Source organism: Marinobacter sp. CA1 (assembly GCF_020546665.1).
Taxonomy (GTDB): domain Bacteria; phylum Pseudomonadota; class Gammaproteobacteria; order Pseudomonadales; family Oleiphilaceae; genus Marinobacter; species Marinobacter xestospongiae.
In genome coordinates this window covers 4,482,902-4,500,340 of the sequence record NZ_CP071785.1, presented here as the reverse complement: position 1 = coordinate 4,500,340, position 17,439 = coordinate 4,482,902, and the positions used below count along the sequence as shown (strand labels likewise).

General features: G+C 63.4%; 17 protein-coding genes. 6 read left to right on the top strand and 11 right to left on the bottom strand.

Annotation, left to right across the window (positions count from 1 at the left end; genetic code table 11):
- Positions 1–88: 88 nt before the first annotated feature.
- The 3 genes from J2887_RS20585 (at position 89) to J2887_RS20575 (ending at position 2,172) form a co-directional block, all read left to right on the top strand.
- Complete coding sequence (locus J2887_RS20585) at positions 89–862, top strand: motility protein A (RefSeq protein WP_227172995.1); 774 nt, start codon at positions 89–91, stop codon at positions 860–862.
- Complete coding sequence (locus J2887_RS20580; protein ID WP_416381925.1) at positions 859–1,698, top strand: flagellar motor protein MotB; 840 nt, start codon at positions 859–861, stop codon at positions 1,696–1,698. The genes J2887_RS20585 and J2887_RS20580 overlap by 4 nt, the downstream gene beginning before the upstream one ends.
- A gap of 153 nt (positions 1,699–1,851) precedes the next feature.
- Entirely contained in the window at positions 1,852–2,172 is a 321-nt protein-coding gene (locus J2887_RS20575) for a PA4642 family protein (RefSeq protein ID WP_227172993.1), read from the top strand.
- Between the two features lie 45 nt (positions 2,173–2,217).
- On the opposite strand, the gene J2887_RS20570 is transcribed toward J2887_RS20575, so the two are convergent.
- The gene (locus J2887_RS20570) at positions 2,218–2,667 is read right to left on the bottom strand and encodes an Hsp20/alpha crystallin family protein (RefSeq protein WP_227172992.1); all 450 of its coding nucleotides are present in this window, start codon (positions 2,665–2,667) and stop codon (positions 2,218–2,220) included.
- A 357-nt stretch (positions 2,668–3,024) separates the two neighbouring features.
- On the opposite strand from J2887_RS20570, the gene J2887_RS20565 reads away from it, so the two are divergent.
- Complete coding sequence (locus tag J2887_RS20565) at positions 3,025–5,322, top strand: CehA/McbA family metallohydrolase (protein ID WP_227172991.1); 2,298 nt, start codon at positions 3,025–3,027, stop codon at positions 5,320–5,322.
- A 36-nt stretch (positions 5,323–5,358) separates the two neighbouring features.
- Here the strand turns inward: J2887_RS20565 and J2887_RS20560 are convergent, their stop codons facing one another.
- Positions 5,359–5,913 carry a gamma carbonic anhydrase family protein gene (locus J2887_RS20560; RefSeq protein WP_227172990.1) on the bottom strand — a complete coding sequence of 185 codons (555 nt, stop codon included), beginning with the start codon at positions 5,911–5,913 and terminating at the stop codon, positions 5,359–5,361.
- Positions 5,914–6,013: 100 nt separating this feature from the next.
- Here J2887_RS20560 and prlC point away from each other — a divergent pair, with 100 nt between their 5' ends.
- Together prlC and J2887_RS20550 are read left to right on the top strand one after the other, a co-directional pair.
- Positions 6,014–8,059 carry an oligopeptidase A gene (gene prlC / locus J2887_RS20555; RefSeq protein ID WP_227172989.1) on the top strand — a complete coding sequence of 682 codons (2,046 nt, stop codon included), beginning with the start codon at positions 6,014–6,016 and terminating at the stop codon, positions 8,057–8,059.
- A gap of 63 nt (positions 8,060–8,122) precedes the next feature.
- The gene (locus J2887_RS20550) at positions 8,123–8,362 is read left to right on the top strand and encodes a YheV family putative zinc ribbon protein (RefSeq protein WP_227172988.1); all 240 of its coding nucleotides are present in this window, start codon (positions 8,123–8,125) and stop codon (positions 8,360–8,362) included.
- A 107-nt stretch (positions 8,363–8,469) separates the two neighbouring features.
- On the opposite strand, the gene J2887_RS20545 is transcribed toward J2887_RS20550, so the two are convergent.
- The 9 genes from J2887_RS20545 to J2887_RS20505 all read right to left on the bottom strand — a co-directional run bounded on the left by J2887_RS20545 (position 8,470) and on the right by J2887_RS20505 (position 17,191).
- Positions 8,470–9,792 (bottom strand): Na+/H+ antiporter family protein, encoded by a 1,323-nt coding sequence (locus J2887_RS20545; RefSeq protein ID WP_227172987.1) that lies wholly within the window; start codon positions 9,790–9,792, stop codon positions 8,470–8,472.
- Positions 9,793–9,911: 119 nt separating this feature from the next.
- Positions 9,912–10,151, bottom strand: coding sequence for a DUF1653 domain-containing protein (locus J2887_RS20540; RefSeq protein ID WP_227172986.1), 240 nt, complete (start codon positions 10,149–10,151; stop codon positions 9,912–9,914).
- Positions 10,152–10,167: 16 nt separating this feature from the next.
- Complete coding sequence (locus J2887_RS20535; protein WP_227172985.1) at positions 10,168–10,554, bottom strand: DoxX family protein; 387 nt, start codon at positions 10,552–10,554, stop codon at positions 10,168–10,170.
- A 72-nt stretch (positions 10,555–10,626) separates the two neighbouring features.
- On the bottom strand, positions 10,627–11,061 hold the full coding sequence (locus J2887_RS20530) for a group I truncated hemoglobin (RefSeq protein ID WP_227172984.1): 435 nt from the start codon (positions 11,059–11,061) through the stop codon (positions 10,627–10,629).
- A gap of 23 nt (positions 11,062–11,084) precedes the next feature.
- Positions 11,085–11,960, bottom strand: a complete 876-nt coding sequence (locus J2887_RS20525) for a DUF3034 family protein (RefSeq protein WP_227172983.1) — start codon at positions 11,958–11,960, stop codon at positions 11,085–11,087.
- Positions 11,957–14,317, bottom strand: coding sequence for an EAL domain-containing protein (locus tag J2887_RS20520; RefSeq protein WP_227172982.1), 2,361 nt, complete (start codon positions 14,315–14,317; stop codon positions 11,957–11,959). Before J2887_RS20520 ends, J2887_RS20525 begins: the two co-directional genes overlap by 4 nt.
- Positions 14,318–14,989: a methylamine utilization protein gene (locus J2887_RS20515; protein ID WP_227172981.1), complete on the bottom strand. Its 672-nt coding sequence runs from the start codon at positions 14,987–14,989 to the stop codon at positions 14,318–14,320.
- Between the two features lie 29 nt (positions 14,990–15,018).
- Positions 15,019–15,663: a hypothetical protein gene (locus J2887_RS20510; protein WP_227172980.1), complete on the bottom strand. Its 645-nt coding sequence runs from the start codon at positions 15,661–15,663 to the stop codon at positions 15,019–15,021.
- A 187-nt stretch (positions 15,664–15,850) separates the two neighbouring features.
- A complete protein-coding gene (locus J2887_RS20505; protein WP_227172979.1) occupies positions 15,851–17,191 on the bottom strand; it encodes an MATE family efflux transporter in 1,341 nt (446 codons plus the stop codon).
- Positions 17,192–17,439: the final 248 nt, after the last annotated feature.

The window sequence follows — 17,439 nt, the reverse complement described above, 5'->3', positions numbered from 1 at the left end:
GGCGCCCGGGTTCGGCTATGCTTGCCAGATAACATTCTGTTTTTCTGCGGAATTGGCTTGCTGTTGAGGTAAGGGCAAAAGGCATCCCATGGACATACTGACCCTCGTTGGCCTGCTGGCCGGCATCCTGATCGTGATCCTGGCAATGCTGGCGAACGCCACTCTGCTGACGTTCCTCAACCTGCCGGGACTGGCGATCGTGCTGGGTGGCACCATCGCGGTGACCCTGGTGAAATTCCGCCTAGCGTCGGTAGCCAGCGCCTTCCGGTTGGCCATATCTGCCACCTTTACCGACCGGGTGGCACGGCCATCGGAGCTGATCCTGGAGGTCAGTGAGCTGGCGCGGGTGGTGCGCAAGGATGGCATTCTTGGCCTTGAGAGCCACGAAACCGACACCCCGTTCCTGCAGAAGGCCATCAACCTGTGTGTCGATGGCCATGCCCCGGAGCTGGTGGAAGAAGCCCTGGCCCAGGAAATCCAGCAGTGCGCCGAACGCTACGAAGTCTCCGAGCGGGTGTTCCGCGGTATCGGTGAATCGGCGCCGGCGATCGGCATGCTGGGGACGCTGGTGGGGCTGGTGCAGATGCTCAATACCCTGGATGATCCGTCATCCATCGGCCCGGCCATGGCAATCGCCCTGCTGACCACCCTCTACGGTGCCTTCCTGGCCCAACTGATCGCCCTGCCCCTGGCGGACAAGCTGCAGCTCAAGGCCGAGGACGAGCAGCGTAACCAGTTGCTGATTGCCACCAGCATGCGCAGCATCATGCGCGGCGAGAACCCGCGGGTCATGACCGAGCTGTTGTCGTCCTTCGTGGCTCCGGAAAAACGCCAGGGCCTGATTCCCGAACGGGAGGCCTGAGTCCGGTGCTGAAGAAGCCTGCAACCAGGAAGAAGGCGGGGGGCGGTTCCCCGGCCTGGATGACCACCTTTGCCGATCTGGCTACCCTGTTGCTGACCTTCTTCATCCTGCTGCTGTCGTTTGCTGAAATGGATGCCGAGAAATACCGCATGATGGCCCAGTCGATGGCGGTGGCGTTTGGCAGCAACAACGTGCTCGACGACGGCGTTGGCGGTTCCCCCCTGACCCTGATTGAGACCGATACGGTGTCCCTGCCGGAGCCCTCCGACACGGCCATTCAGCAGCCGGAACTGATCGACGATCGCGATCAGGGCGAGGCGCCCACCACGGTGCCGGCCGGGGTGGTGGACCTGGCCGGGCGCCTGATCCAGCAGCTGGAGCCCCAGGTGCTGGCGGAGGACCTCAACGTCAGTTACGACAGCCAGCAGGTGGTGATCCGCTTTGCCGAAGAAGCCACCTTCCGCTCGGCGGAAGCGGAGATCAAGCCCAGCATGATCCCCATTATCGACAAGGTGGTGAGGGTATTGTCGGGCTGCACCGGTGACGTGCTGGTGGCGGGTTATACCGATGACCGGCCGATCAACAGCAGCCGGTTCCGCTCCAACTGGGATCTGTCCGCCGCCCGGGCGGTATCGGTGGTGCATGAGCTGGTGCTGAGCCAGGAGGTGGAAGCCGAGCGGGTCACCGCGGCCGGGCGCGCCGAAACCAACCCTCTGGCCCCCAACGACTCCCCGGAAAACCGCGCCAAGAACCGCCGGGTGGAAATTTCCATCCGCAACCCCACCTGCTCGGACAGCGTGGCCACCGACGACCTGCCGGTGGAGATCCTGCCCTGACGGTCACGCCACTTATGACTCCCGGTCAGGTGCTCAGACGCAATTCATATAACCCCACCGGTAACTGGCCGGTATACTGTCGCCCCTGGTATTTTCATACTGCACAATGAGATGCAGCCGCCAATCGAACACGACAGCTGATAGAGAGTATCCATGAGTGGACCCGAGCAACCCAAGGTCATTGGTGAGGAACTGAGCGACGAGCGCATTCGCGGATTCCTCGACCTGAGCCCCTACGACAGCCAGGACAACGCCGATTTTTTCGTACTGATCCGGGCCTATCAGGCCCTGCGGGAAGGGGATTTCGAGCGCCTGGTGGGTTTCTTTGTCGATGCCGGCCGGGACCTGAACGCCCGTAACCGCGAAGGTCAGACCATTCTCGACCATATTGCCGAACACCGGCGCAGTGCCGCCTATGTAGCCTCACTGAAGCAGGCTGGAGCGAAGACATCGGCACAGCTGGCCGACGCCTGATCGAATCGATGGGGAGCCCGCAGGGGCTCCCCGGTCCGTGGTGGATCAGTGCACGTCCACCTCGATGGCCCTGGGCTCGGGCGGTTCCACCTTGTTTAGGGTCAGCGTCAGCACACCGTCCTTGAAGCTGGCGCCAATGTTGCCCTGATCGACGTTGTCCGGCAGCGTGAACCGTCGGGTGAAGCTGCCAAACACCCGTTCCACCCGGTGGTGCTTCTTGTCACCGGTCTCCTCTTCCTTGCGGCGTTCGCCCTGGATCGACAGTACCCCATCGTGGACCGTAACCTTGACGTCCTCCCGGCTCATGCCGGGCAGCTCGGCCTCGATGGTGAAGGCGGACTCGGTTTCCTTGATGTCCACCGCCGGTGCCCAGTCACTGCGGCTGAACATGCCTTCCCGCTCGCCGTTGGTGCGGGGCAGGTTGAAGTAGCGATGGTAGCGGTCGAACAGGTCTTCGAACTCGCCCATCGGGTTCCAGCGGGTAATGTTGCTCATAATGAAACTCCTCCTACGAATCTGAAATCGTTGTGTCAGACATCAGCTTCGTTCCCGGAACAGCCCCATCACAGTGGCGCCTACTGGACGGACTCCGTGAACCGTGTCTAAGGGGGTTATAGGAACGGTTTGCGGACTTTTCAATGGCTGATATTTGATCGACATCAAGGAATGGTTCTGCGTCGAAAATGCACTAATCTGCCCTTATTTTGATTGAACGATTAATCAATATTTCCGTTTGTCAACATTGAACGACCGTTCAATGCCTCGTACCCTGCCTGTCGTTCGGGCTGCCACCAAGCAATAACAACGATGCCAACACGGCCCGCCAACACACGTAGGCTAGGAGAAGATTTCATGCAGACAGCATTCAAGTCGACGGCGAGAACCCTGGGTGTGACCCTGGGTCTTTCCCTTGCCGGTTGCCAGACCTTGGCCGGAGTTTCGGTTGAACGCGGACCCACGCCCCTGCGCAGTGGTGATGCCACCGCCAGCACCGATATCCAGCTCCGCAACGATCACCTGGTGGCGTCCATCGCCGTTGATTCGGCTCCGCCCTGGGGCGTGGCACCGGGTGGCATTATCGATGCGGCGCCGGTGCACAACGGCGAGCCGGCCCGGGACAAGGTGTCGCTGATTGATTTCATCCCCAACAACTGGTCCAGCTGGCCCACCACCTACCAGGAATTCACCATCGTCGAGGACGGCCCTGAGCGGGGCGTGGTGGAAGTTCGCCGTGACTGGGAAGGCGTCCAGCTGACCACCACCTACACCCTGGCGGCCGGGTCGGACCGCATTCACGTGGTCACCGAAATGGCCAACGACAGTGACAAGGCCTACGACGACATCCTCTCGGGTTACGTCATGTGGCCGGACGGTGGTCACCTGTTCGGCCCGGCGGGCATGCACGGCACCGAGGAGGGTCCGACCGACCAGGCTTTCGCCGACTGGTCCGCCGCCTACGATGAGGACTGGGGCTTTGTCCTGCACGCCCCCTACATGAGCCACATCGATTACGACGCCCGCGACCTGTACCTGCAGCACGATCTGGCTCCGGGAGCGTCCCGCACTTTTGAAGGCTGGGTTCAGGTGCTGCCGGATGGCAGTATTGCCCGCGCCGTTGCCGCCGAGGTGGAACGCAAGGCACTGCCGGCCGGTCAGGTGTCTGGCCAGGTGGAAACCGCCAGCGGTGATCCGGTGACCACCCCGGTGATCGTGGTGGAACGTGATGGTCAGCCCTATGCCTGGGCTCTGGGGGATCAGGGCCGTTATCAGCTGCAGCTGCCGGCTGGCGACTATCAGCTCTACGCCACCGCGCGCAGTCACGCCGACAGCACACCGGTGGCGATCACGGTGACCGCCGATGGCCGGCAGCAGGTGGATTTCAACGACGTGCAAGCGCCGGGCAAGGTGCGGTTCCAGGTTCAGGACAGCACCAGCGGCGAGCCGCGGGACGCGCGCCTGACCATCCGCGAGGGCCAGATGCCACTGGTGGGCTTCCTGGGCAAGACCACCTACTTCACCGAGCTCAACGAGGTTGGCCAGCGGGAAGTGGCCATTGCGCCGGGGGACTATGTGTTTGAGGTCGCCCACGGTGAGAACTTCCTCAGCCAGGCCACCCGTGCGCAGGTGCAGGTCAGCTCCGGAGAGACCGCCAACGAGGTGGTGGACATTCACCAGAACACCGCACCCAACCGCCGTGACTGGTACTCCGCCGACATGCACCACCACTCCGATGTGCTGGACGGTTTCACGCCGCCGGAGTACGCCATCCGCTCCGAGCTGTCCGCCGGCCTGGACCTGGTACTGCTGCTGGACCACGACACCACCCGCAACCTGGCTGAGGCCGCACGTCTGACGGCCGCCCGTGGGGTGCCGTTCATCCCGTCGATCGAGATCTCGGCGTCCTGGGGCCACTTCAATCCCTACCCCATCGACCCGAACGCGGACTACCAGATCAATTCCGGTGAAGCGCCGATCCAGGACATCATTGCCCAGCGTGACGCGCTGGGTGCCGACGCCATTCAGGTCAACCATCCGTACATCAAGTACGGCTACTACACCAATCTGGAAAACGGCACCGCCACCGGTGGCTACTTCCCCCGTTTTGACCTGATGGAGATCAACGCCGAAGGCGAGTATGAGAAGACCTTGCGCAAGGCCTGGGACCACTGGAGCCATGGTGAGCGGGTTTACCTCAGCGCCGGCTCCGATGTCCACGACGTCTGGCAGCACCGTTCCGGTTCGGTGCGGGCCTATGCCCAGGTGGCTGGTGAAGTGAGTGCGGAGAGCTTTGTGGCGTCATTGCGGGACGGCCATGCCTTCGTGACCTTTGGTCCGCTGGTGTATCCGGATCACCTGTTCGGCGAGGATCTGACCTACCCTGAGGGCGAGCAGACCACGTTGGGCTTTGATCTGGCGGCCGCCAACGGCCTGGCGGCGATCCAGCTGATTGGTGATGGCGGCCAGGTGGTGGCCGAGCGTGAGTTTGACGATGCGCCGACCCAGGCCCGGGCCGAATTCGATATCACCGTCGAAAGCGACACCTTCTACGCCGTCGTGGTGGAAGACAGCGAGGGCAAACAGGCGTTCTCCAACCCGATCTGGATTGACGCCATGAGCCACCGTCCGGCCCCGGAAGCAGACGGGGAGTAACGGAATGGACGCGGGGTGGTTACCCACCCCGTGGTTTTATCCGAAGGATGGGGTCTCGCCGTCGGCGAGGTACTCGTCCTTCAGTTTGACGTAGTTGGCGGCGGTGTATTTGAAAAAGGAACGCTCCTTCTCCGTCAGTGCCCGGGCCTGCTTGCAGGGGGAGCCGACGTACAGGTAGCCGGAGGCCAGGCGCTTGCCCGGTGGCACCAGGCAGCCAGCCGCCACAATCACTTCGTCCTCCACCACCGCGCCGTCCATGATGGTCGCGGCCATGCCCACCAGCACCCGGCTGCCGATGGTGCAGCCATGCAGCAGGGCCTTGTGGCCAACGGTGACGTCATCACCCAGAATCAGCGGCCAGCCCCCGGGGTTGTAGTCGCTGGCGTGGGTAATGTGCAGCACGGAACCATCCTGCAGACTGCAGCGGTTGCCGACGCGAATCTGGTGCATATCACCGCGAATCACCGTCATCGGCCACACCGAGCAATCGTCCCCCAACACCACATCGCCGATCACCACCGCACTGGGATCGACCCAGGTGCGTGCGCCAAACTGTGGCGTGGTACCCTTGTGAGAACGGACATTCGCCATTACATATACCTCTGTATTCCTGTGGAGTCGGGCGCCCCGGAAACGGGTGGCCGGATGGCAATCAAATTACCTGACAATACGAGCACTGAGAAGGGGACCTATGACTAACCCACTGCTGACCGACGACCTGCTGCCAGCCTTTGGCCGCATCCGCACCGAGCATATGGAGCCGGCAATCGACCAGATTCTCAGTGACAACCGGATGCAGATCCAGGATCTGGCGCAACAGCAGGAGCCGACCTGGGACACCCTGGCCCAGCCGATGCAGGCGCTCGATGATCGCCTCAACAACGCCTGGGCGGTGATCTCCCACCTCAATGCGGTGATGAACAGCGATGACACCCGCCAGGCCTACAAGAACTGCCTCGAGAAGATCACCGAGTACGGCACCGAGCTGAGCCAGAACACCGAGCTGTGTGGCGCCTACAAGGCCCTGGCCGCGCGGGAGGATTTTGCCGAGCTGCACCCGGACCAGCGCAAGGCGATTGAGAACACCCTGCGGGATTTCCGACTTGGCGGTGTCGATCTGCCGGACGAGCAGAAGCAGCGTTACGCCCACCTGTCGCGGGAACTGGCGGAGCTGTCCAACAAGTTCAGTGACAACGTTCTCGACGCCACCCAGCACTGGTACTGCCACATTACCGACGTGGAAGAGCTGGCCGGGGTGCCGGAAACCGCCATCGAGGGTGCCCGTCAGGCGGCCCGTCAGCGCGACCTGGACGGCTACGTCATCACCCTGGATTTCCCCAGTTTCTATCCGGTGATGACCTACGGTGATAACCGTGATCTGCGTCGTCGCGTCTACGAGGCCTTTGTTACCCGCGCTTCCGACATGGGACCGGACGCTGGCAAGTGGGACAACTCCCAGGTGATGGCGGAAATTCTCAAGCGCCGCCACACCCAGTCCCAGCTGTTGGGGTTCAACAACTACGCCGAACGCTCGCTGGCCACCAAAATGGCCCGTAGCGTTGACGAAGTCATGGACTTTCTCAACCAGCTGGCGGCCCGCTCCAAGCCGGTGGCGGAGCAGGACGTGGCGGCGCTGAAGGCGTTTGTTCGTGACACCTACGGGGTGGAGGAACTGGAAGCCTGGGACATCGGCTACTACAGCGAGAAGCTTCGTCAGCAGCGTTACGACATCTCCCAGGAAACCCTGCGGCCCTGGTTCCCGGTGGACAAGGTGGTACCGGGCCTGTTCGCGGTGGCTGAGAAGCTGTTCGGTGTGCAGATTGAGGCCCAGCCCGAAGTGGAAACCTGGCACCCGGACGTTCACGCCTACCGCATCAGCCGCGACGGTCAGCCCATCGCCTGGTTCTACCTTGACCTGTTCGCCCGTCAGGGCAAACGCGGTGGTGCCTGGATGGCCGATTGCCGGGTCCGCTGGCGCAACCAGCAGGGCCACCTGCAGCTGCCGGTGGCCTTCCTGACCTGCAACTTTACCCCGCCGGTGGATGGCAAGCCGTCGCTGCTGACCCACGACGAGGTCACCACCCTGTTCCACGAATTTGGCCACGGCCTGCACCACATGCTGACCCAGGTGGAAGTGGCGGACGTATCCGGTATCAACGGCGTCGCCTGGGACGCGGTGGAACTGCCCAGCCAGTTCCTGGAGAACTGGTGCTGGGATCAGCAGTCCCTGGCACTGATTGCCAGCCACCACGAGACCGGTGAGCCCCTGCCCCAGGCACTGCTGGACAAGCTGTTGGCGGCGAAGAATTTCCAGTCCGGCATGCAGATGGTGCGGCAGTTGGAATTCTCGCTGTTCGATTTCCGGCTCCATGCCGAGTTTGATCCCCAGTCGCCGGTGCAGCCACTGGAAGTGCACCGTCAGGTGCGTCGTGAGATCGCGGTGGTGGAGTCCCCGGCCTTCAACCGCTTCCCCAACAGCTTTTCCCACATTTTTGCCGGCGGCTACGCGGCCGGCTACTACAGCTACAAGTGGGCGGAGGTGCTGGCGGCGGACGCCTTCTCGCTGTTCGAGGAGCACGGCATCTTCGATCCGGAGACCGGCCACTCGTTCCTGGCGAACATTCTGGAAAAAGGCGGGTCACAGGAACCGATGGCCCTGTTCAAGGCGTTCCGCGGTCGCGAGCCGGAAGTGGACGCCCTGCTGCGGCAGTCCGGCATCACCGGCGACGCCGCCTGAGATTCCGGGCCCGGCCTTGGTGCCGGGCCCGGGCAGACCACACCAACTGATGAGAGCAGACTGATGGCGAGCCCCAAACGATTCATCGCCGGCGCGGTCTGTCCCCGCTGTGCGGAGATGGACAAGATTGTGATGTACAGCAACGACGATGGCCAGTTCCGCGAATGCGTAGCCTGCGGCTACCACGACAAGCAGAGTGAGGCCGAGGTCGCCGAACTCGATACCCGGGTCAACCAGCGCAGCAACCGCGACGATCACACTGTCAAACAGGTGGTGTTCTTTAAGGCCGGCCAGGAGGACTAGGGAGTTCTTCTGTCGGGTTTATAGAGACTCGTTGATAGCTCCCTGGACAGCTGGTCCCGATGGCACTGACGGCGATCCACCGCCAGTGCCATCGGGACACTGGTGCGTCAGAGCACCATTGCCGCGAGCCAGCCAAACACCAGCAGCGGCAGGTTGTAGTGCAGGAACGTGGGCACCACGGTGTCCCAGATGTGGTTGTGCTGGCCGTCGACGTTGAGGCCGGCGGTGGGGCCGAGGGTGGAGTCCGACGCCGGGGAACCGGCATCCCCCAGGGCGCCTGCGGTGCCCACCAGTGCCAGGATGGCGAGCGGGCTGAAGCCCATCTCCAGGGCCAGCGGCACGTACAGGGCGGCGATGATGGGAATGGTGGAGAACGACGAGCCGATCCCCATGGTGATCAGCAGCCCCACCACCAGCATCAGCAAGGCAGCCAGCGCCTTGTTGTCACCAATGGCTGCGACCGAGCCTTCCACCAGTGAGGCGATTTCGCCGGTTTCCCGCATCACCTCGGCAAAGCCGGAAGCGGCGATCATGATGAAACCGATCATCGCCAGCATCTTCATGCCTTCGGTGAACAGGTCGTCGGCCTCCTTCCACTTCACCACGCCGGACAGGTTGAACAGCACAAAGCCGGTCAGCGCGCCGAGGATCATGGAGCCCAGCCACAGCTGCACCACGAACGCGGCGACAATGGCCACCAGTGCCATCACCAGGGTGCGGCCGCTGTAACTGACGTCTACCCGCTCGGTCTGGCCAATGGCCTCCAGGTCGTAGTCGCGGTTGCCGCGGTAGCTGACAAACACCGCCACCAGCAGGCCGGTGAGCATGCCCAGGGCCGGCAGCGCCATGGCGGACATGACATTGAGACCGTCGGTGGCAACGCCGTTGTCGTTGACGTTGGCCAGCAGGATCTCATTCAGGTAGATGCCACCGAAACCGACCGGCAGGAACATGTAGGGGGTGATCAGGCCGAAGGTCAGGACGCAGGCCACCAGCCGGCGATCCATCCGCAGTTTCGCCATCACGTACAGCAGCGGCGGCACCACCAGCGGAATAAAGGCAATGTGGATCGGCAGAATGTTCTGGGACGACATCGCCACGGCGATCAGCAGGCCCACGATCAGCAGGCGGATACCGGTAACCGCCTTGCCGTCATCCTGGCGGCCCACCAGCGTCAGGGCCTTGTCAGCCAGGGCGTGGGCCAGGCCGGACTTGCCGATGGCCACGGCGAACGCGCCCAGGGTGGCGTAGGACAGCGCCACCGTGGCACCACCGCCGAGACCACTGTTGAAGGCGTCAATGGTGGCTTCGAGAGACAGGCCGCTGATCAGGCCACCGGCAATGGCGCCGATGATCAGGGCAACGACGACGTGAATGCGGCACAGGCTCAGTATGAGCATGATCCCGACCGCGGCAACAACGGCATTCATGGCAGACTCCGGGTGTTGGTCGGAGCCTTGGCCGTGCCGGCGGGCCCCGTGGACAAAAGTGACGGGGCGGTAATGTGCAGGATTTGCCCCCGCGAGTCAAAGCGGGGGCGGTGGGCCGTTCAGTCGGCTCCGGGGTTCAGCATGGGTCCCTGGTAAGCGAATCGTGGCACCAGTTCGCCGGCGACTTCCACGGTTTCCCGGAACATCGCCAGCGGGCGGACCCACAGGCTGTGGTCACCGTAGAGGCAGCGGTAGACCACCAGTGGCTCTTCGGTTTCGCTGTGACGGGCCACGCCCAGCACTTCGTAATCCCGGCCCTTATAGTGGCGGTAGCGGCCGATGGCGACGGATGGGGTCATAATATGATGGCCTTGCTCAGTTCTTCAGTTTGTAGCGACCGGGGCCGAGGAAAATCACCGCCAATGCAGTGAACAGGAAGAAGCCCTGCAGCTCCAGCGCCCAGCCCCCGCTGCGACTCAGCGCCAGCAGCTCATGGGTGTGGACCAGCGCGATGGCTACCAGCATGTTGAATACAATGATCAGTGCCCCGATGCGGGTCTGGTAGCCCAGGATCACCATCAACGGCGCCAGGATCTCGCCAATATAGACGCCGTAGGCAAGCACGGTCGGCAGACCATGGCTGGCCAGTTGGCCTTCGATGAAACCAACACCGTTGAGCAGCTTGGCAATGCCGTGGAACAGCAGCAGGCAGCCCAGGGTCAGGCGAATGATCAGTTTTCCCAGATCGGCGTTATCCAGCAAGGGGGTCTCCTAGTGACGGCGGCGCAGTGAAGGGTTATAGACCTGTCTAGCTTACCGCGGGCGTCTTGGCTGTCAAAGATTACGAACCTCCGGATAAAGCGCGATCAGCCGCGCCAGCAGCCGGTTCTGGACGCCGGTGGCTATGCCGTTGCGTTCCATCGCCAGCACCAGGTTCTCCGTCAGCGCGTTGAACTCGGTGTCGGTGATGGCCATGTCGGCGTGCAGGGGGCGCATGGCGCGACCGCTGTAGGTACAGGGGCCGCCGGCGAGCTGACACAACTGGTCGGTGAGGTGGCGGTGGAAGCTGGCCACGTCGAGGCCGCGGAACTGGCGGTTGATGCGGTCGTCGTCAACGATCAGGTACAGCAACTCCTCCACCACGTCGGCGATGCCGCCGCGGGCACCCAGATCCTGATAGAGGGTGTCGTCCGGCGTCGCGGTCGGTGCCTGGCAGCCTGCCGTGACGGCCAGCATCAGGATCAGCAACCAGGGGCGAATGGGGGTCATGGCGTCCTCCGGCTTGGTGGCGGTCAGAAGCTGGCCTGCAGCGACACATAGGCACCTTGCTGGTGCTGCAGGCCGGCAATGTCACCGAGCTCGACCCAGGCGGCGGTGACCGCCAGCCGGCGGTCCGGCACCCAGGCCAGGAATAGGTCCCACCAGTCCTGCTCGTCGGCGAACGTCAGGTTGTCGGGCTTCTGGCGATATTCCAGGCCCACCAGCCAGTGCCGGTTCAGGAACACCCCGACGCTGGCCTCGGCCATCAGTTCATGGTCGTTGTTACGGTCACCGCCAAACCCCAGCAGACCGCCCTGATTGGCCCGCGTGGCCCGCACCGTAGCGTTGAGCAGCAGGTTGCGATCGAGCACCGCGGCAAACAGCAGTTTGCTGGCGCTGAGGTAGACATCGGTTCCCTGGTCGTCCCGGGCGCCGATGGCTTCGGGCACCAGGAAGGTCCGGTTGCGTTTGTGCTGCAGGCCCAGGGACCATTGCCCCAGGGGGCTGTAGAGCACGTCTCCCCAAAGCCTCAGTTTGGCACCGACGATGTCCTGGCGCAGCTGGTCCTGCTCCAGGCCGAAACCCTCCTTGAGGGCGAAGACCAGGCTGTCCAGGTCCAGGGTCTGGCGACTGATGCTCAGCTCCAGGCGGTTACGCCAGTTGAATGAGGCGGCGGCCACATCGAGGCTGTAGTCGTCGCTTTCCAGCCGGGACAACGCCAGAGTACCGCCCCATTCGCGGTCACTGGCGTAACCGCTGAGCAGGGCCCAGGGCACCAGGCCACCGCCGGCACTGCCGTCAATGGTGGTGACGCCCCCGGTGGCCCACAGCCGGCTGCCCGGACTGGCCTGACCGGCGGTGCTCAGCAGCAGGGTCAGGCAGGCAAGCACCAGGCGAAAGGCCGTCATGAGTCGGACTCCGTCGGCTCGGTGTTGGTGTGGGGGATCAGGGCATCGCGGCTCTCCGCCAGGGTTCGTACCCAGCCGGCCAGCTCATCCGCCGGCATGGGGCGGGCCAGGAAATAGCCCTGCCCCAGGTCACAGCCCCAGCTTTGCAGCAGCTGCCAGCTGGTCAGGTTCTCAATACCCTCCGCCACTACCCGCAGCCCCAGGCCGTGGGCCATGTTGATGGTGGAGCGGACAATCCACTGATCCTGATCGTCTTCCTGCAAATCGAGCACAAAGGATTTGTCGATCTTCAGCTCCTGTACCGGTAGCTTGCGTAACTGGGACAGCGAGGAATGCCCGGTGCCGAAATCGTCGATGGACAGTTTCACCCCGGCCTTGCGCAGCCGGGTGAGGGTTTCCAGGGCGGTGACGGTGTCCTCCATCACCGCGCTTTCGGTGACTTCCATGGTCACGGACGACAGCCCGCCGGGATAGTTGGCGAAGATGGCCAGCACGTCGTCCACCAGTTCGGGACGGGACAGGTCCAGTGCCGACAGGTTGATGGCAGGGCCGATCTGCAGGCCGCGATACCACCACTGGCTGGCATCGCGGGCAATCTGGCCGAGGATGTAGCGGGTCAGCTCGTGAATCTGGCCGGACCGTTCCGCCAGCAGGATGAACTCGTCCGGTGAGATGAAGCCATATTCCGGGTGCACCCACCGTACCAGCGCCTCCACCTGCACCAGCTCGCCACTGTCGAATGCCACCTTGGGCTGGTAATGCATGTGCAGGCCGTCGTTGCGGATGGCGCTTTGCAGCTCCTGGATCAGCCGCAGCTCCCGCAGCCGGAACTCGTCCTCGCCGGGGGTGTAGAAGGCCACCCGGTCGCTGCGATGGCCAGCGGCTTCCAGAGTCAGGTTGAGCCGGCGGCGAATTTCATCCACGGTGGTGGCATCCCGTGGGACCTGGAGCACCGCAAACCGGCACTGCACCGAGAACGGGGTCTGCTCGATCTGCAGCGGCTGTTCGGCATTGGCTTTGAGAGCCTTGATCAGGTTTTCCAGACGGTGGCCGTCGAGCCGCTCCTGCAGCGCGACGAACTCATTGGCCCCGGTGCGGGCAAAGATTGCCGGTGGTGGCACCTGGCTTTGCAGGCGCAACCCGGTGGCTGTCAGCACTTTGTCACCGAAACTCAGCCCCAGGGTATCGTTGATCTCGCTCAGGGCCTGTACCGACATGCCCACCACCGTTACCTCATCGCCTTTTTCCAGGCGTTTGCGCAGCGCCTGCACCATGGCCAGTCGGTTGAGCAGGCCGGTGATCTCGTCATGGCTGGCGGCAAATTCGATGCGCTGTTCCCGCTGCAGGATCTTGCGCTGCATCTTCTCCAGGGTGTCTTCCAGTACCGCCAGTTCACCGTAGCTTGGGGTGGCCGGTGCCCGTGGGTTGAGGTTGTCGCCAATGTCGGCGGCGTAGCGGGCCAGGGACAGAATCGGCTTACCCAGTGCCCGGGCCGCCAGCACCGCAATCACAATGGCCAGCAGCAGACTGGTGCCGATCAGTGCCGAGATCTTGATGGCCTGCTGGCGATAGCTGTTCAGGGCGTCCCGCCGATCGATCATCAGAATGGCGTCAAAGTCCTCATCCCCGGTTTGTCCCAGATGAATCAGCCGTTGGAAGAAATGGATATCGTTGTGGGGCAGGTCACGCTCGTGACTGTGCAGCAATGGTGGTAGGTTGGCCAGGCTGCTGGCGAGCAGCTGATCGATGCCGGTTGAGTGGTCATGGTGGCGAAAGGCGATGTCGGTGCCGGCCAGCCGGCGAATGTTGCTGGTGAGTGCGGCATTGAGCTTGAATCCCGCCAGCAGTCGGGCCCGCAGTCCGGCCGCTTCAATGGGGATCAGCAGCATCTCGTAGCCGTCGCCGCCCCAGGCCAGAAAGCCGCGATTGTTTGCCGGAGGCACGGTGGTGTCCAACAGCGTCAGGAAGGGAGTCGGCAGCTTCGGCCCCAGGGCCTGGGTGGCTGCCAGCAGCTGGTTGTCGCGGTCCAGTACCAGGGCAAGATCGGCTCCGGCGCGTTGGCTGTGGTTGGCCAGCGCGCTGTCGAGGGTGGCTCGTTCGCCGCTGGCAATGGCAGTGCGGAAGCCGAAGTCCTGGCTCACCAGTTCAAGCTGGCTCTGGAGGGTGTCCGCGCGGTTCTCTAGCACCGCCTTCACCACCCGCTCGGCAACGGTCAGTTGGGTGATGGCCCGCTGTTTCTCATCTTCAAACAGCTGCACCATGGTCAGCACGCCAATGGACAACCCCACCAGGATGACCAGGGTCGTCAGCGTCAGCACCAGCCGGCCGCGGAATCCGATCTCCCCCACCCTCAGCATCTACAGCTCCCGGAACCGCTGTTGCAGCCGGTCGAGAGCGTTGTTGGCCGGGGGTGGTGGTTGCAGTTCCAGGGCGATCCGATGGTGGGCGGGCAACGGTTCACCCAGGGTGAGTGGCTGGAACCGGGTGTTGTCCGGCAGCCGCCGATGCCAGTAGCGCAGGGTCAGCGGTGCCTTGGGGCTGGGCAGGGTGACCAGCCCGGCGGCGCCGGAGCGCCAGGACTGAACGGCCTCGGTCACCAGCACAAACCCCTGCATGTGGTCGTGAATGTTGCAGCCCAGCTCCACCACGCCGGTAGTATCGAAGCGGATGGGGGCCTCGGGCCGGTCGGCGTACAGTTTCAGTTCGAACGGTTTGGCGGGTGAGAAGGAGTAGACGTGGTGTTGGGTGTCGTCGCGGTTGGGAAAGTCCACGGTTGATCCGACCGGTACGGTGAGCACTCCGGGCCGGAACTGGCGGTCGCGCTGCTCGATTTCGGCCTTGACCGGGTTGGGTTCCGACGGTGAGACCGCGACCACCACCACGTCCGACACCGGTTCACCGCTGCCGGCGTCGACAAAGCGCAGGGTCAGACCACTGGCCAGTGCCGTGGCCGACCAGGTAGCTGCCAACAACAGCCAGCACAGGAGCAAGAGGCCGCATCGGCTGGTGCGCATGGGCGGTGGTGTCATGGCCGTCGGCTTCCTGTCGGGACCGGGGGTCAGGGCGTTCCCAGGGAGAAGCGGATGTGGTTGCGGACCAACAGGTTCTCCCAGTAGTCCCGCATCCAGTCCCAGGCGTCCTGGCGGGCCTGCTGGACGAAGGGATTGAGGTCCAGCTCGTAGTAATCCGGTGTGCCGGCAATCTGCATCACCGTCACCACGATGGACTGATCCAGCTCGTTGGAGAATGGCTCCCCAATCAGCTGATGTACCAACAGGTTGGCCCGGGTGGCCTCCATGTCCACCAGCTGGCTGGAGCGGGTGGAACGATTGTTCTCATACATTTCCTCCATCAGCCGGTGGCACAGATAGGAGCGCACCAGCAGGCTGTCCAGGCCCTCGTAGCGGGCCAGCAGCGGCGACGGCTGGGTGAAGTAGCGGGTGGCGGCGTCGATGAACGGGACGAACAGATCGGCACAGCCGGCATCGCTGGCGCAGGTATCGACAAAGTCGATCAGCCGGGGCGCCATCTCGATGTACTCTAGGGCGAACTGGAACAGGCAGGTGGCGGGCTGGTAACCCTCCACGACGATGCTGTCAGGCAGCTCTTCCGCCTTGAGTCTCAAAAGCCGGAAAAACTCACCGGAACGGGCTTCCTGCCGACGCGCCTGGTCAATGATGTCGAGCACTACTGCTGGTGTCATATCAGGAGATGCCGTTAACTGAACGGAGTAGGGTCGCAAGGCGCCTCCCCTTGTTCGGTGCTGTCGATGCTCCAGGCGAACGGGCTGGCTACCACGTCATGCCTGCCGTCGGGCCGTTTCCAGAACTGGTTGCTGGCCTCCTGAAGCAAGTGTAGTTGGTTTTCACCAAACTGCCTGTCGCGGCGGTTTATGTGAACCAGGTTTCATTTTGGTGATGCCGATGGAACAGCCAGGCCATGCTGCCGGCCCGGGCCAGCATCAGACCAATGAGCGCAAACCACAGCCCATGGTTGCCCCAGTCGGTGGTCAGCCGCCACAGCGGCAGAAACACCACCAGGGCCGAGAACAGCATGGTGTTCTGCATCTCCCGGGTGCGGGTGGCGCCAATGAAGATGCCGTCCAGCAGGAACCCGCCCATGGCAGCAAGCGGCAGACACCAGAGCCAGGGCAGGTAGTGCCAGGCGGTGTGGCGCACGGAATCGATGCTGGTGAGCAGGCTGATCAGCCAGGGGCCGGCGGCCACGAACACCACGGTAAACAGCACCGACCCCCATAAGGTCCAGCGCAGCGCGCTGCGGCAGACGATGTAGAAACCGTCGCGATCGCCCTGCCCCACCCGTTCCCCGACCATCGCCTCGGCGGCGTTGGCGAAGCCGTCCAGGCCGTTGGAGATGACCATCAGGAAGGTGATCAGTACTGCGTTGGCGGCGAGGACCACATCGCCCTGGCGCGCGCCCTGGGCGGTAAAGAACGCCAGCACCAGCAGCAGGGTGACGGTGCGCACCAGGATATAGCGGTTGACCTGGAGGATGCGGCGGTAGTCCGCCAGTTGGCCCAGCAGCGCCCGGCCCAGTCGCTGGCCTGCCGGCACCCGTCGCAGCACCAGCCAGAAGCCGAGGCCGGAGGCGGTGTACTCCGCTGCCACGGTGGCCAGGGCCACGCCGTTGCTGTACCAGCCCAGAACCGTCACGAACAGCAGATCCAGCAGGATGTTGAGGGTATTGGCGGCAATCAGCATCAGCATTGGCCCGCGAGGGTACTGGGTGCCGATCAGCCAGCCCACCAGGGTGTACTGGCACAGCACTGCCGGGGCGCTCCAGATGCGGATGGCAGCGTAGTCGCGGGCCAGTTCGGTGACCTCCGGACTGGGGTTCATCAGCCATAGACCAAGCCGGATCAGCGGCTGATGCAGCAGGATCAGCAGGCCGCCAATGGTTAGTGCCAGCACCAGTGAACGTACCAGCAGCGCAGTCTGCTCAAAGTCATCGCGGCGGCCGTAGGCCTGGGCTGCCAGCCCGGTGGTGCCCATGCGCATGAAGCCGAAGGTCCAGTACAGCAGGGTGAACAGGTTGGCGCCGATGGCCACCGCACCAAGGTAGTCGGGCTGGTCCAGATGGCCGAGCACGGCGGTATCCACCAGCCCCAGCAGGGGCACCGTGAGATTGGTCAGCATCAATGGCCAGGCCAGGGCCCAAAGACGACGGTCGACCGCCGGCAGGCGCAGGGGGAAAAGGCCGGTTTGGGACATGGGGCGACGGTCTCGGGGTGGCGAAGTGGAACGGCGGTAGCCTAGAAGCTCAGGTTATAAAAAAACAGTGTTAATAGTCATATTCCGTTTACCCAATTTTTAGCATTTCCCAACCCCCTGTCTATACTCAGGGTTGGTTAATCCGTGAGCAGGCTTCCTCGCCGGTTCCGTCAGTACGAGCGGTTTCCGCCTGTGGCCGGTGAGAGGGAATATCGAACAAGAATAAGGAGCCGCTGGGTCACGCAAAC

Bases quoted from the DNA above. Each gene is read 5' to 3' on its own strand.
- J2887_RS20585 (WP_227172995.1), top strand. From the start codon at position 89: ATGGACATACTGACCCTCGTTGGCCTGCTGGCCGGCATCCTGATCGTG.
- J2887_RS20575 (WP_227172993.1), top strand. From the start codon at position 1,852: ATGAGTGGACCCGAGCAACCCAAGGTCATTGGTGAGGAACTGAGCGAC.
- J2887_RS20570 (WP_227172992.1), bottom strand. From the start codon at position 2,667: ATGAGCAACATTACCCGCTGGAACCCGATGGGCGAGTTCGAAGACCTG.
- J2887_RS20565 (WP_227172991.1), top strand. From the start codon at position 3,025: ATGCAGACAGCATTCAAGTCGACGGCGAGAACCCTGGGTGTGACCCTG.
- J2887_RS20560 (WP_227172990.1), bottom strand. From the start codon at position 5,913: ATGGCGAATGTCCGTTCTCACAAGGGTACCACGCCACAGTTTGGCGCA.
- prlC (WP_227172989.1), top strand. From the start codon at position 6,014: ATGACTAACCCACTGCTGACCGACGACCTGCTGCCAGCCTTTGGCCGC.
- J2887_RS20550 (WP_227172988.1), top strand. From the start codon at position 8,123: ATGGCGAGCCCCAAACGATTCATCGCCGGCGCGGTCTGTCCCCGCTGT.
- J2887_RS20545 (WP_227172987.1), bottom strand. From the start codon at position 9,792: ATGAATGCCGTTGTTGCCGCGGTCGGGATCATGCTCATACTGAGCCTG.
- J2887_RS20540 (WP_227172986.1), bottom strand. From the start codon at position 10,151: ATGACCCCATCCGTCGCCATCGGCCGCTACCGCCACTATAAGGGCCGG.
- J2887_RS20530 (WP_227172984.1), bottom strand. From the start codon at position 11,061: ATGACCCCCATTCGCCCCTGGTTGCTGATCCTGATGCTGGCCGTCACG.
- J2887_RS20525 (WP_227172983.1), bottom strand. From the start codon at position 11,960: ATGACGGCCTTTCGCCTGGTGCTTGCCTGCCTGACCCTGCTGCTGAGC.
- J2887_RS20520 (WP_227172982.1), bottom strand. From the start codon at position 14,317: ATGCTGAGGGTGGGGGAGATCGGATTCCGCGGCCGGCTGGTGCTGACG.
- J2887_RS20515 (WP_227172981.1), bottom strand. From the start codon at position 14,989: ATGACACCACCGCCCATGCGCACCAGCCGATGCGGCCTCTTGCTCCTG.
- J2887_RS20510 (WP_227172980.1), bottom strand. From the start codon at position 15,663: ATGACACCAGCAGTAGTGCTCGACATCATTGACCAGGCGCGTCGGCAG.
- J2887_RS20505 (WP_227172979.1), bottom strand. From the start codon at position 17,191: ATGTCCCAAACCGGCCTTTTCCCCCTGCGCCTGCCGGCGGTCGACCGT.